Source organism: Rhodococcus sp. NPDC077669 (genome assembly GCF_040686915.1).
GTDB lineage: Bacteria > Actinomycetota > Actinomycetes > Mycobacteriales > Mycobacteriaceae > Rhodococcoides > Rhodococcoides fascians.
This window is the reverse complement of record NZ_JBFBMD010000002.1, coordinates 1-13,970: the sequence shown is the minus strand read 5'-3', so window position 1 is coordinate 13,970 and position 13,970 is coordinate 1. Positions and strand designations below refer to the sequence as shown.

The 13,970-nt window shown below is 66.1% G+C and carries 12 protein-coding genes; 8 read left to right on the top strand and 4 right to left on the bottom strand.

Annotated elements, in window-relative coordinates:
• Positions 1-24 precede the first annotated feature (24 nt).
• From AB0P23_RS02540 to AB0P23_RS02530, 3 genes are all read left to right on the top strand, one after another.
• Positions 25-1,722 carry an ABC transporter substrate-binding protein gene (locus AB0P23_RS02540; RefSeq protein ID WP_308051203.1) on the top strand — a complete coding sequence of 566 codons (1,698 nt, stop codon included), beginning with the start codon at positions 25-27 and terminating at the stop codon, positions 1,720-1,722.
• A complete protein-coding gene (locus AB0P23_RS02535; protein ID WP_045841766.1) occupies positions 1,719-2,276 on the top strand; it encodes an adenine phosphoribosyltransferase in 558 nt (185 codons plus the stop codon). Before AB0P23_RS02540 ends, AB0P23_RS02535 begins: the two co-directional genes overlap by 4 nt.
• A gap of 224 nt (positions 2,277-2,500) precedes the next feature.
• Positions 2,501-4,831, top strand: coding sequence for a RelA/SpoT family protein (locus AB0P23_RS02530; protein ID WP_051365379.1), 2,331 nt, complete (start codon positions 2,501-2,503; stop codon positions 4,829-4,831).
• A 72-nt stretch (positions 4,832-4,903) separates the two neighbouring features.
• Here the strand turns inward: AB0P23_RS02530 and AB0P23_RS02525 are convergent, their stop codons facing one another.
• Both AB0P23_RS02525 and AB0P23_RS02520 read right to left on the bottom strand, forming a co-directional pair.
• Positions 4,904-5,701: a peptidylprolyl isomerase gene (locus tag AB0P23_RS02525; protein ID WP_052061592.1), complete on the bottom strand. Its 798-nt coding sequence runs from the start codon at positions 5,699-5,701 to the stop codon at positions 4,904-4,906.
• Positions 5,698-6,561: a peptidylprolyl isomerase gene (locus AB0P23_RS02520; protein ID WP_027496954.1), complete on the bottom strand. Its 864-nt coding sequence runs from the start codon at positions 6,559-6,561 to the stop codon at positions 5,698-5,700. Before AB0P23_RS02520 ends, AB0P23_RS02525 begins: the two co-directional genes overlap by 4 nt.
• Before the next feature lie 191 nt (positions 6,562-6,752).
• Here AB0P23_RS02520 and AB0P23_RS02515 point away from each other — a divergent pair, with 191 nt between their 5' ends.
• From AB0P23_RS02515 to AB0P23_RS02505, 3 genes are read left to right on the top strand one after another with little or no spacing between them, the layout of a single operon-like run.
• On the top strand, positions 6,753-7,445 hold the full coding sequence (locus tag AB0P23_RS02515) for an MBL fold metallo-hydrolase (RefSeq protein WP_032400849.1): 693 nt from the start codon (positions 6,753-6,755) through the stop codon (positions 7,443-7,445).
• A gap of 2 nt (positions 7,446-7,447) precedes the next feature.
• Positions 7,448-8,719 carry a histidine--tRNA ligase gene (gene hisS, locus AB0P23_RS02510; protein WP_032388471.1) on the top strand — a complete coding sequence of 424 codons (1,272 nt, stop codon included), beginning with the start codon at positions 7,448-7,450 and terminating at the stop codon, positions 8,717-8,719.
• Complete coding sequence (locus tag AB0P23_RS02505) at positions 8,709-9,347, top strand: hypothetical protein (protein WP_032365086.1); 639 nt, start codon at positions 8,709-8,711, stop codon at positions 9,345-9,347. Before hisS ends, AB0P23_RS02505 begins: the two co-directional genes overlap by 11 nt.
• 13 nt (positions 9,348-9,360) lie before the next feature.
• Here the strand turns inward: AB0P23_RS02505 and AB0P23_RS02500 are convergent, their stop codons facing one another.
• The gene (locus AB0P23_RS02500; protein WP_032370476.1) at positions 9,361-9,831 is read right to left on the bottom strand and encodes a DUF3237 domain-containing protein; all 471 of its coding nucleotides are present in this window, start codon (positions 9,829-9,831) and stop codon (positions 9,361-9,363) included.
• Between the two features lie 128 nt (positions 9,832-9,959).
• Between AB0P23_RS02500 and AB0P23_RS02495 the strand changes: the two genes are divergently transcribed.
• Positions 9,960-10,988 carry an Rv2578c family radical SAM protein gene (locus AB0P23_RS02495; RefSeq protein WP_032370477.1) on the top strand — a complete coding sequence of 343 codons (1,029 nt, stop codon included), beginning with the start codon at positions 9,960-9,962 and terminating at the stop codon, positions 10,986-10,988.
• An 11-nt stretch (positions 10,989-10,999) separates the two neighbouring features.
• On the opposite strand, the gene AB0P23_RS02490 is transcribed toward AB0P23_RS02495, so the two are convergent.
• Positions 11,000-11,917, bottom strand: a complete 918-nt coding sequence (locus AB0P23_RS02490) for a neutral zinc metallopeptidase (RefSeq protein ID WP_032370624.1) — start codon at positions 11,915-11,917, stop codon at positions 11,000-11,002.
• 169 nt (positions 11,918-12,086) lie between these two features.
• Between AB0P23_RS02490 and aspS the strand changes: the two genes are divergently transcribed.
• Positions 12,087-13,874, top strand: a complete 1,788-nt coding sequence (gene aspS, locus AB0P23_RS02485; RefSeq protein WP_032388431.1) for an aspartate--tRNA ligase — start codon at positions 12,087-12,089, stop codon at positions 13,872-13,874.
• Positions 13,875-13,970 lie beyond the last annotated feature (96 nt).

The following is a 13,970-nucleotide window of genomic DNA, read 5'->3' as shown; positions in this document are numbered from 1 at the left end:
AGATCGTAGAGATGGAGAGTGCACGTGGAACGTAGGTGGAGCGCGGCACTGCTGGCAGCGGGTCTGGCCGCAGCGTCGCTCACCGCATGTTCGGCCTCGGAGGACAAGGTGCCTTCCATCGGGTACTCGTTCGACAACGTGGTGAACAACTACAACGCCAGGACCGTCGACGGGGCCGCGTCGGGAGCGCGTCAGGCGTTCACACGAGTCCAGGTCGGGTTCAGCTATCTGGGACCGGACGGTGATGCGCTGTCGGACAACGACATCGGTACCGTCGCCGTGGTGCCTGGGGACGTTCTGACGCTGCAGTACACGATCGCGCCTGCGGCGAAATACTCCGACGGCGCACCGATGGCGTGCGATGACCTGGTGCTGGCGTGGGCCGCCAACAGCGGCCGGTTCGCCACCGACCGTCCCCTGTTCGACGCGGCGTCGACGGCGGGATACTCCGACATCGCGAGCATCGACTGCGTCCCCGGGTCCAAGGACGCCACCGTCGTCTTCGCCCCGGGCCGCAGCTACCAGAACTGGCGAGCTCTCTTCGGTGCCACCGATCTGTTGCCCGCACACGTGGCTGCGCGCGCGGCCGGGGTACCGAACGTCGTCGATCCCATCGTGGCCGGCGATGACGGTGTCGTCTCTCGGATCGCCGATTTCTGGAACACCGGGTGGACGTTGACGCCCGGTTCTGTCGACACGTCGCTGCTGCCGTCGGCCGGTCCGTACCGCGTCGACTCGTACACCCCCGAGGACGGGTTGGTTCTGGTCGCGAACGACGCCTGGTGGGGCATTCCGCCCGAGACGCAGAGAGTCGTGATCTGGCCCAAGGGCACCGACGTCCCGGCCAAGATTGCCGATGGATCTCTGGACGTGATCGACCAGGGTGCGGGCGCGATCGATCTGGGTTCGACAGAGGGGTTCGAGACCGTCACGGAACCGTCGCGAGGCGTCGAGCAGCTGACGTTCGCGACCCAGGGCGCGCTGGCGGAGGCGAGTGCTCGCCGGGCCGTGGCCGCATGCATCCCGCGAACGGAGCTGTTCGACACACTCGGGCACCCTGGCTTCGAAGCACCGCCGGCCGGGCCCGGCTCCGGGGTCGTCGATTCGCGGCTGATGCAACCGGACACTCTGGTGTACCCCTCGGTTGCCGCGACGGTCGGCGACCGGTACCAGCGGTCGGACCTGGACCGCGCGGGCAAGGAACTGGCCGCATCGGGTAGCAGTGCGCTCACCGTACGCGTCGGCTACCTGGCACCGGACGCGCGCCGCGCTCAGCTGGTCAGCCGAATGGCGACCGATTGTGCGGCGGCGGGGATCACCGTCGAGGACGCGAGCTCACCGGAGTTCACGCCGTCCGCGCTTCGTGCCGGAACAGTGGACGCCGTTCTCGGCGGCGCGGGGTCGCTGCCAGGGCCGACCGGCTCGGCGTCGTCCGTCGTCGCACGGTACTCGTTGCGAACCGGTATCGGCCTCAACGTGGGCGGGTACAGCAACGGGCGGATCGACTCGATCGTCGACCAGCTGGCGGTGACCGACGATCCCGAGCGCGTGCTGGCGTTGGCGACCGAGGGCGAGAACATTCTGTGGAACGACATGCCGTCGCTTCCGCTGTACAGCGAGCCGCGCACCACCGTCGTCAGCGACGGTATGCAGGACGTCGTGGCCAACCCCACGGCGGCCGGTGCCGGCTGGAACATGGATCGGTGGGTACTTCTGAAATGAGCGATGCGACAGTGACTCAGGACGGCGGGGTGCGCGGTGATGCCGTGTCGGCCGTGCATCGGCTGACACGGTGGGTGGACGATTTTCCCGTGGACGGGGTGCGGTTCGGCGACCTGACCCCGGTGTTCGCGGAGGGGCCCGCGTTGCGCAGTGTCGTCACGGCACTGACGGAGGGTTTCGAGAACGTCGATCTGGTGGCCGGCATCGATGCCCGAGGGTTTCTGCTGGGAGCGGGCGTGGGACTCGAGCTCGGTTGCGGGGTGCTCGCTGTACGCAAGGCGGGCAAACTGCCGCCGCCCGTGCACTCGCGAACCTACGATCTCGAGTACGGAACCGCAGAACTGCAGATTCCGACCTCCATCGAGCTGGCCGGTCGACGGGTGCTCGTGGTCGACGATGTCCTCGCCACCGGCGGTACCGTCGATGCGACAGCTCGGTTGCTGGCCGAGCAGGGCGCGGTGGTGGTCGGGGCGACCGTGGTGCTGGAAATAGAGGCGCTCGACGGCCGCAGCAAGTGCAGTGACTACCCGCTCGCCTGCCTGGTTCGAGTCTGAGGACTAAAGTCGACTGATACAGCGTCGACCGGATCTGTCCTGGCGTCGGCGCGAATGTGTGGCAGGAGGTGATGAGAGTGACCCGTTACATCGATCAGCCCTTGCCCGAGCGGCCCGCAGTCGCCGATCGGCCGGGAACCGGTGCGGATTCGGTCGCGTCCGGCGATACGAGCGCGGTCGTCGATACCGCAGTGGTCAACGATCCGGTGGTGGACAGACCGGGCGTGCGCGAGCCGGTGTCGAGTGATTCGGCGCAGGCCGACGACCAGGCACCCTCGGGTGCACGCAATTCGGCACCCGTGCCCACCTCGGCCTCCCGTCGAGTTCGGGCGCGGCTCGCTCGTCGCATCACGGCCGGACGCAGCGCGGCGGTCAAGCCCGTCCTCGAACCCCTGGTCAGTCTGCATCGCGAGCTGTATCCCAAGGCCGATCTGACGCTGCTGCAGCGGGCCTACGACGTCGCGGACGAGCTGCATTCCACACAGATGCGCAAGTCCGGCGATCCGTACATCACCCATCCACTTGCCGTGGCGAACATCCTCGCCGAACTGGGTATGGACACCACAACGTTGGTTGCGGCCCTGCTGCACGACACGGTGGAGGACACCGGCTACTCGTTGGCCAAGTTGACCGAGGAGTTCGGTGACGAGGTGTCCCATCTTGTTGACGGGGTCACCAAGCTGGACAAGGTCGTACTGGGGACGGCCGCCGAGGGCGAGACCATCCGAAAGATGATCATCGCGATGGCGCGGGACCCGCGGGTGTTGGTCATCAAGGTCGCCGATCGACTGCACAACATGCGCACGATGCGATTCCTGCCCCCGGAGAAGCAGGCCCGCAAGGCCAAGGAAACACTGGAAGTCATTGCGCCGCTTGCTCATCGGCTGGGTATGGCCACCGTCAAATGGGAGCTCGAAGACCTGGCCTTCGCCATTCTCCATCCCAAGAAGTACGACGAGATCGTTCGGTTGGTCGCCGATCGGGCACCGTCCCGCGACACGTACCTCGAGAAGGTACGGGCCGAGATCAACGCCACACTGGCGGCATCGAGAATCAGCGCCGTCGTCGAGGGACGTCCCAAGCACTACTGGTCGATCTACCAGAAGATGATCGTCAAGGGCCGGGACTTCGACGACATCCACGACCTCGTGGGAGTGCGCATTCTGTGCGACGAGATCCGCGACTGCTATGCCGCGGTCGGCGTCGTGCACTCGCTGTGGCAGCCGATGGCGGGCCGCTTCAAGGACTACATCGCGCAGCCACGGTACGGCGTCTACCAGTCGCTGCACACGACGGTGATCGGGCCCGAGGGCAAGCCACTGGAAGTGCAGATTCGCACCAGGGACATGCACCGCACCGCGGAGTTCGGTATCGCTGCTCACTGGCGATACAAGGAGACCAAGGGCAAGCACTCACAGGACAACGCCGAGGTCGACGACATGGCGTGGATGCGCCAGTTGCTCGACTGGCAGCGTGAAGCGGCCGACCCGGGCGAGTTCCTCGAGTCTCTGCGCTACGACCTGGCGGTCAAGGAAATCTTCGTCTTCACCCCGAAGGGCGATGTCGTCACGCTTCCCGCCGGATCGTGTCCGGTCGACTTCGCCTATGCGGTGCACACCGAAGTGGGTCACCGCTGTATCGGAGCCCGGGTCAACGGTCGCCTGGTGGCACTCGAACGAACCCTCGACAACGGCGAGGTGGTCGAGGTCTTCACGTCCAAGGCCGTCACGGCCGGGCCGAGTCGAGATTGGCAGGGCTTCGTCGCGTCACCGCGTGCGAAGACCAAGATCCGTCAGTGGTTCGCCAAGGAACGTCGCGAAGAGGCCCTCGAAGCCGGTAAGGACGCCATCGCGAAAGAGGTCCGTCGCGGCGGACTTCCGTTGCAGCGCTTGATGAATGCCGAGTCCATGTCGGCCATCTCCCACGAACTGCGGTACGTGGATGTGTCGGCGCTGTACACCGCGGTCGGTGAGAACCACGTTTCTGCTCGCCACGTCGTGCAGAGGCTGGTCGCTCATCTCGGTGGTGTCGGTGACGTCGAGGAAGAGCTCGCGGAGCGCTCTACGCCGTCGACCATTCCGACCAGACCGCGTCAGGTCGGAGACGCCGGGGTACTGGTCACCGGTGCCGAGGGTGTCGTGGCAAAACTCGCCAAGTGCTGCACCCCTGTACCCGGGGACGAGATACTGGGGTTCGTCACCCGCGGCGGGTCGGTCAGTGTCCACCGCACCGACTGCACCAATGCGCGGTCGCTCGAGGAGCAGTCCGAGCGCTTCATCGAGGTGCAATGGGCACCGTCGGCCTCCTCGGTGTTCCTCGTGGCCATTCAGATCGAGGCCCTGGACCGGCATCGGTTGCTCTCGGACGTCACGAAGGCTCTGGCCGACGAGAAGGTCAACATCCTCTCGGCATCCGTCGCGACGTCGGGCGATCGGGTGGCGATCAGCAAGTTCACGTTCGAGATGGGTGACCCCAAGCATCTGGGGCACGTGCTCAACGTCGTGCGCAACGTGGAGGGCGTGTACGACGTGTACCGGCTCACCTCGGCGGCCTGACCGAATTCCGACCCGATACGACGACAGGGTGAGCAGACATTACTGCTCACCCTGTCGTCGTCGTGCGGTACCTCAGGTTGCCGAGGTGATGACCACCGGATTCGCTGGTGCTCCGTCCTCTGCACCGCCGCTGACTCCACCGGCCGCAATGGCGTCGAGGGTCTGCAGGCCGGCTTCGGAGATGGTGCCGAACACCGTGTACTGCGGCGGCAGCACAGAGTCGGCGTACACCAGGAAGAACTGGCTGCCGTTGGTGTCAGGGCCTGCGTTGGCCATGGCCAGGGTGCCACGGGGGTAGACGACCGGGTTCTGGGCCTGCGCGGGATCGTCGGCGAACGCCGTTGTGGGGTATTCGTTGGCGAAGCTGTAGCCGGGGCCGCCACGACCCGATCCCGACGGGTCGCCGCATTGCAACACTTCGAGGCCGGGGGACGTGGTCAACCGATGACACGGTGCGCCGTCGAAGTAGCCCTGCTGAGCCAGGCTGACCACACTGTTGACGGCGCACGGGGCCTCGGTACGGTCGAGCGTCATTCCGATGTCGCCCTGGGTCGTCGACAGCGTCACGTCGACCGTTCCGAAGACGTCGATGTTCTCGGTCGGAGGCGGAGCAACCTCCTTGGCGGCCGGAGACTCCGCCGGGTACGCACACGAGACCGTATCGGTGGTCGGCTGCGGAACGGGCGGCAGCGCACCGAACCGCGACAGATTCAGCGGCGGCCGCGGGGTGGTCGTCGTGGCCGACGTCGAGGCAGCGGTCGTCGAACCGGTCGGAGCGGGCGTGGCAGCGGTCTCCGTCGATCCGGAGCAGCCGGCGAGAAGAAGTGCCGCAGCGGAGGCTGCGATCACCAGACCGGGTACGCGTGTCACAGGTCGCTCTGCATCGAGGTGATGTCCACCGGCTCGGCCGGTGCGCCGTCGGAGGCACCGCCCTGCGCCCCCTTGGCCGCGATGGCATCCAAGGTGGCGAGACCGGTCTCGTCGATCGTGCCGAAGGCGGTGTAGGCGGGCGGGAGTTGCGAATCGCCGTAGACGAGGAAGAACTGGCTGCCGTTGGTTCCCGGGCCGGCGTTGGCCATCGCCAGGGTTCCGCGGGGATACAGGACAGGAGTCTGCGCGGCAGGATCGCCCTCGGCGTACGTGTCGGTGGGGAACTCGTCGGCGAACTGGTAGCCCGGCCCGCCACTACCGGAGCCGGTGGGATCGCCGCACTGCAGCACCTGCAGGCCGGCACCCGTCGTCAGGCGGTGGCAGGTGGTGCCGTCGAAGTAGCCCTGATTGGCCAGGGACACGAAACTGTTCACCGTGCACGGGGATTCGGGGTTGTTCAGTGTCAGGCCGATGTTGCCGGCGGTGGTGGCCATGCTGTAGCTCAAGGGCTCGTCGCTGGTGGGGATGTTCTCGGTGCGGGGAGGGGTGTTGGGCTTGGCGGCCGGCTGCGCGGCGGCAGGGTAGGAACAGTTCACCGTCTCGGGCAGCGGTTCCGTACGGCCCGCAGCGATGATCGAATCGGCCGGTGCAGACGTGGTCGAGTCCTGCGCCGTGCTCGCGTCGTCGTCACCGCGGGTCACCACGAAGACGACCGAGACAACGGCCACGACCGCAACCACACCGAGGATGGAGCCGGCGATCGTCAACTGCTTCCGACGTCGTGCTCGCTCTGCGCGTCGTACGAGTTGGCGTTCGAGCTTTCGCTTGGCAGCCTCGCGCCGTTGCTCGTTGCTGGGCAATTCGTGTCCTCCCGCTTGTCCTGGTTCGACCACGCCTGCTCGCTGAGCGGGTGGGTCGTGTGGTAGCCGGCCGACAATCGGCCAACGCGAGTTTGCCATCATTGCCTGAGAGCATGCTGGGGGGACCCGACGAGAACCTCCCCACTAAGCTGGCTCGGTACTTCGGCCTCTGCCTCTTAGGAGCGATTGTCTTGCTCGTCACCGGATTCCCCGCAGGAATGTTTCAGACGAACTGCTACATCCTCGCTCAGGACGACGCATCCGAGTGCGTCGTGGTCGATCCCGGCCAGGATGCCGCCGATCCGTTGGTCGACTTCCTGACGCGATCCTCGCTGACCCCGACAGCGGTGCTGCTGACCCATGGTCATCTGGACCACACGTGGTCCGTGGAGCCGGTCTGCTCGAAGTACGGAATCCCCGCATACATCGCGCCCGAGGATCGATACATGTTGGCGGACCCGATCAAAGGGACCGGTCCGACGCTCGCTGCCGTGCTCGGCGACCTCGAGTTCCACGAGCCGGACGAGGTCATCGAGTTGGCGCACGAGCAACGTCTGAGCCTCGCGGGAATCGACTTCACGGTCGTGCACACTCCAGGGCACACGCAGGGCTCGGTGGTGTTCCTCACCGAGGCCAACGGTCCCGACGGGACGGTTCCGTTGGCGCTGACCGGCGACACCTTGTTCGCCGGGTCGATCGGCCGGACAGATCTGCCCGGCGGCGACCACGATCAACTTCTACGGTCCATCGCGTCGCGGTTGCTGCCGCTGCGCGACGAGACCGTCGTGCTCCCCGGACACGGCGGACAGAGTTCCATCGGTCAGGAGCGCAGGTCCAATCCGTTCCTCGTTGGACTCGGCGACCCCGAGCAAGGAAAGCTGTGACCGTGAGCAAGCCGACCACCTTTTCCGCGCCCAAGGGCATTCCCGATTACTTCCCCCCGAATTCGGCCGAATTCGTCGCTGTCCGTGAGGGCCTTCTCGGTGCGGCGCGCGCCGCCGGGTACGGCCACATCGAACTCCCGATTTTCGAGGACACCGGGTTGTTCGCCCGGGGAGTCGGCGAATCGACCGACGTGGTCAGCAAGGAGATGTACACCTTCTCCGACCGCGGCGATCGGTCGGTGACTCTGCGTCCCGAGGGGACTGCGGGCGTCATGCGTGCGGTGATCGAGCACGGCTTGGACCGCGGGGCGCTGCCGGTCAAGTTGGCCTACGCCGGGCCGTTCTTCCGGTACGAGCGCCCGCAGGCCGGCCGCTACCGCCAACTGCAGCAGGTCGGAGTCGAGGCGATCGGGGTCGACGACCCGGCGTTGGACGCCGAGGTCATCGCCGTGGCCGATGCCGGGTTCCGCGCCCTCGGTCTCACCGGTTTCAGGCTCGAGATCACCTCGCTCGGCGACGACACCTGCCGCCCGCAGTATCGAGAGTTGCTGCAGCAGTTCCTCTTTGCGCTTCCGTTGGACGAGGACACGCGTCGACGCGCCGAGATCAACCCGCTGCGGGTTCTCGATGACAAGCGGCCGGAGGTTCGCGAGATGACTGCCGACGCGCCGTTGATGCTCGACCATCTCTCCGATTCTGCGAAGCAGCACTTCGACGAGGTGCTGGCCTACCTCGATGTGATGAATGTTCCGTACCTGGTCAACCCGCGCATGGTTCGTGGACTCGACTACTACACGAAGACGACGTTCGAGTTCGTGCACGACGGCCTCGGGGCCCAATCGGGCATCGGCGGCGGCGGCCGCTACGACGGCCTGATGGAGCAGTTGGGCGGGCAGGCGCTGTCGGGTATCGGATTCGGGCTCGGTGTCGACCGCACCGTCCTCGCGTTGGCCGCCGAGGGCAAGACCGCAGGCACGACGTCGCGGTGTCAGGTGTTCGGCATCCCGATGGGTGCCGCAGCCAAACTCGCGATCGTCGACATCGCGGCGCAGTTGCGTGAACGTGGCATCGCGGTGGACATGGCGTACGGAAATCGCGGCATGAAGGGAGCGATGAAAGCGGCCGATCGTTCGGGAGCCCGATACGCACTCGTGCTGGGCGATCAAGAGCTGTCGGCCGAATCCATCGTGATGAAAGACCTTTCGAACGGCGAGCAGGAGACGGTCGCGTTGGCCGACGTGGTCGACGTCCTCGGAGTGCACCTTGGCCGATGACCCTCGGCCCTCGGCGGGTCCGGTAGCCCTCGATCTGGTCTCGGCGGAGTTCCTCGCGCCGCGGTTGCGCAAGATCGTGGTCGGTTCGCTACTGGTCGGAGTCGTGCTGGGCGTCGTTCTGGCGCTCGTCGTCCCCGTGTGGGTGGCAGTCCTCGTCGGAGTGATCGTCGGTGGTCCGGCGGCGCTGTCGGGTTGGCTGGGATTGCGCCGCCGGGTGTGGATCGACGGGCCACGGCTGTGCGCTCGGGGACTGCGTACCCGACGGCTGAACATGCCGGAGGTGGTGACGGCGGAAATGACCATCCGCACGGCCGGAATCGACCAGATCTCGCTGCGGCTCTACGACGGTCGTACTCGTATCGTTCTGCCGTTGGCGCTCTACACCAGGGGTGGCGGCCGCGAACTGCCGATTCTTGCGTTGCGCACGCTCGCCGATTCGCTGTGGACCACCGAACTCGTTCCCGCGGCGGCCATCGCGTCGGTGCTGGTGGATCAGCTGCGGGCCGAGGCGCGCGACGCCGGGCTGGACGAACGGCCCCTCTACCGAGCGATCGAACTGGTTCGCAGCAAGGGTCGCACTCCGCACGCGACGTTGACCGACCGGGAGGTCGCGCAGCTGCTCGGATGAGAGCGGACGGCTCTCAGGTCACCAGGAATGCGTCGAGCACCACGGCCTCGGCCGATCGTGAGCCGGAGGTGACGACGAGGGCCCGGTTGAGGTACGTGAACTTCGGAACAGCGGTCGACACTCGCAACGTGCCGCGGAAGTAGTAGGTCGCCGGGTCGACCTCTCGGTCGGGATCGTTCAGAGCGTCGATGACCTCGGCCGGTCCGAACTGGACTCCTCGGTAGTCGAGCGAAAGGTAACCGCCGGTTGCCAATTCGAGGACGAGATCGCTGCTGAACTCGGTGCACCCGTCGGGCCGGGTGACGCTGACGACGGTCGATCGAGCAGCCAGAGTGCCCTCGATGTCCGGGCCGGGTGCGGCCCCGCCGAGGACGGTGGTGACGACTCGGTCGCCTTCGGGCACCGAACCGATCTCGATGGCCGGTCCCAGGGTGAGGCCCAGGCGCAGAATGGGTTCCAGGGTCGGTGTGTTCGGGGCGGTCACGTGCGGTGCACTCCTAGGATCGACTTCGGGCCCTACGCTATCGCTTGTCGGCTGCCGGACCCGACCGGGGGATGCGGGGGAGCGATGCCGACCTTGACACGGCATAGAACAAATGTTCGACTGTGTGCATGCGATGGGCCGGTCAGACTCTCGATGCCGCAGACGAGGGCGCGCTACCGGGGCTGGAACGGTCCGGGCTCGTCCGCAGCGTGCAGACCCCGGAGTTCGAGGGCATCACCTTCCACGAGGTGCTGTGCAAGAGTGCCCTGAACGAGGTTCCGGGCGAATCGCAGGTGCCGTTCTCGTGGACCGTCAATCCGATGCGCGGATGCTCGCATGCGTGCCGGTACTGCTTCGCGAGGCCGACACACGAATACCTGGACCTCGATTCCGGCAACGATTTCGACTCGCAGATCGTCGTCAAGACGAACGTTGCGGCAGTCCTCCGCAAAGAGCTCGCACGTCGATCCTGGAAGCGGGAGCCGGTCGCGCTGGGGACCAACACCGATCCCTATCAACGCGCCGAGGGGCGATATCGGTTGATGCCCGGCATCATTCGCGCGTTGACCGAGTCGGGTACGCCGTTCTCGATCCTGACCAAGGGAACGCTGTTGCGACGGGATCTGCCGCTGCTGACCCTGGCTGCACAGAAGGTCGACGTACACGTGAGCATCAGTTTGGCGATCCACGATGCAGATTTGCAGAAGCAGCTCGAACCCGGAACACCAAGTCCGCGAGCAAGGTTGGACCTCATCCGCGCCGTGCGGGATGCGGGACTCGACTGCGGTGTGCTGGTGGCGCCGGTCATTCCGTTTCTCACCGACGGAGCCAAACAACTCGACGGGCTGATCGCTGCGCTGGCCGAGGCCGGGGCGACGACCGTCACGGCGCTGCCGATGCATCTTCGATCGAGCACCAAGGACTGGTACATGAGCTGGCTGGTGAAGGAGCACCCGGCGTTGGTACGCAGATACCGCCAGCTCTACGGACACGGGGCGTACGTCACTCCGGAGTACAAGCAGTGGCTGAAGGCGAGAATCGATCCGCTGCTCGACACCTACGGTTTCGCCGCCGACCAGACCCGCGCGTTGCCCGCGAACGAGCCTGCCGAACCCCGCGGGTTGGTGACCTCGGGGCCGGCACTCACGCTGTTCTGAGCAGTACTGGTTCAGGGATTGTCGAGGTCGCGAGCCGAGAACGTGTCGCAGGCGGCCACTTGTCCGGTCTCGTAGCCGGTGGAGAACCACGCCTGGCGCTGGGCGGACGAGCCGTGCGTCCAGCCCTCGGGGTTGACCCGGCCGGTGGACGCCTGCTGAATCCGGTCGTCGCCCACCGAGGATGCGGCGGACAGTGCGTCGTCGATCTGGGCGGAGGTCAGCGGTTCGAGAAATGGGACGCCGCTCTTCGGGTCGACGGTCTCGGCCGCGTAGTGCGCCCAGATTCCTGCGTAGCAATCGGCTTGCAATTCCACCCGCACGCCACCGGACTCGGGACCCTGAGGGTCTTGCTGTGCGCGCCCGATGTCGCCCAACTGGTTCTGGATGTGGTGGCCGATCTCGTGCGCCACGACGTACTCCTGTGCCAGTGGCCCACCGCTGGAGCCGAACTGATCGACCAGGACCTGAAAGAAGCTCGTATCGAAATACGCCGTGGAATCGGCCGGGCAGTAGAACGGCCCGACGGCGCTGGTGGCGTTGCCGCAGCCGGTGTTCGTTGCTCCGGAGAACAACCGCACGTCCGGCTGGACGTAGGCGACGCCGGTTTGAGGCTGCAGCTGCGATTCCCAGACGGTGTCCAGGCTTCCCACCGTGAAGTCGACGCGGCAGTTCACGTTGCTGTTCGCGTCTGCTACGTCGCAGTCGAGTGTTCCGGACGACCCGTCCTCGCCCTGCCCGGCGGAGCTGTCGCCCCCACTGATTTGGTTCAGTATTGCTCCCGGGTCGCCGCCGAAGAGCAGCGCGAGGACGATGATGACCAGCCCACCCGCGCCACCGCCGATCGCCAACTTGCCGCGTCCGCCGCCTCCGCCGCTACCACCGACGGAGACTCGGCCCGGTGTCGTTTGCGAGCCTTCTCTGAACGTCATGCTGGAGTTCCCCTCCGCCGAGCCCGCATACTCCGTGCGAACCGATACCGCCACTGTCGGTCTTAGCTTCGCATGCCGGGACGGGATCTCGTTTCCTTCTGCGGCGATGCGCTCCGTAGGATCGGTGAGCGAAGAACACGATCAGCGGATTTTTCTCGAAAGGACACCCGTGCTGCGCACCCATCTCGCCGGCTCATTACGCCCCGAGCACGTCGACCGAACTGTGACGTTGACGGGATGGGTGGCCCGTCGACGCGATCACGGTGGCGTCATCTTCATCGATCTGCGTGACGCATCCGGTGTGTCTCAGGTCGTCTTCCGCGAGGGAGCAGCGCTCGAGCAGGCCCACCGACTGCGCGCCGAGTACGTGGTGAAGGTGACCGGCAAGGTCGAGGGTCGTCCCGAAGGCAACGCGAACTACGAGATCCCCACCGGTGCCATCGAGGTCGAGGCATCCGAGATCGAGGTCCTGTCCGAGGCCGCACCGTTGCCGTTCCAGCTCGACGATCAGCCCGGTGAGGAATCACGCCTCAAATACCGCTACCTCGACTTGCGCCGTGAGGGCCCCGGCCATGCGATTCGACTGCGTTCGCACGTCAACGCCGCCGCCCGATCGGTTCTGGCGCACCACGAGTTCGTCGAGGTCGAGACCCCGACGCTGACGCGTTCCACCCCCGAGGGCGCACGGGACTTCCTCGTTCCCGCTCGTCTGCAGCCGGGTAGCTTCTACGCACTGCCGCAGAGCCCGCAGCTGTTCAAGCAGCTGCTGATGGTCGGAGGTATCGAGCGGTACTACCAGATCGCTCGCTGCTATCGAGACGAAGACTTCCGGGCCGATCGTCAGCCCGAGTTCACCCAGCTCGACGTCGAGATGAGCTTCGTCACCCAGGACGACGTCATCCTGTTGGCCGAAGAAATTCTGGCGTCGCTGTGGAAGCTCGTCGGGCACCACTTCACGGCACCCATCCCGCGGATCACCTACGCCGAGGCCATGCGCCGGTACGGCTCCGACAAGCCCGATCTTCGATTCGACATCGAACTGGTCGAGTGCACGGATTTCTTCTCCGACACCACGTTCCGCGTCTTTCAGGCTCCGTACGTCGGTGCGGTCGTCATGCCCGGCGGTGCGTCGCAGCCCCGTAAGCAGCTCGACCGTTGGCAGGAATTCGCCAAGCAGCGTGGACACAAGGGCCTGGCCTACGTGCTGGTCGGTGAGGACGGCACCCTCGGCGGCCCGGTCGCGAAGAACTTGACCGACGCCGAACGGGACGGCCTCGCTGCGCACGTCGGCGCGAAGAACGGCGACGCGATCTTCTTCTCCGCCGGTCCGGTCAAGGCCTCCCGCGGACTGCTCGGCGCCGTCCGCGGCGAGATCGCACGCAAGCTCGACCTGATCGACCCCAAGGCGTGGGCGTTCGTGTGGGTCGTCGACGCGCCGCTGTTCGAGCCCACGTCCGACGCCACCGCCAGTGGCGACGTCGCCGTCGGGTCCGGGGCGTGGACGGCCGTGCACCATGCGTTCACGTCGCCGAAGCCGGAGTCGATGGACACATTCGACACCGATCCGGGATCTGCTCTGGCCTACGCCTACGACATCGTTTGCAACGGAAACGAGATCGGCGGCGGCAGTATTCGTATCCATCGCAAGGACATTCAGGAACGAGTGTTCGCGATCATGGGGATCGGCAAGGAAGAGGCCCAGGAGAAGTTCGGCTTCCTTCTCGATGCCTTCAGCTACGGCGCGCCGCCGCACGGCGGAATCGCGTTCGGTTGGGATCGCATCACCGCGCTGCTTGCCGGAGTCGATTCCATCCGTGAGGTCATCGCATTCCCCAAGTCCGGTGGCGGCATCGACCCGTTGACCGACGCGCCCGCACCGATCACCGCGCAGCAGCGCAAGGAATCGGGCGTCGACTTCACGCCGGAGAAGAAGGAAGAAGCGCCGACAGAGGCCTAGCTGTTCTTCTCGGGGACGTTGTGGACGGTCAGTCGCTCGATGGGTGACTTGCCGCCGATGCCTGTGTGGGGTCGGTGGTGATTGTAGTGATGGATC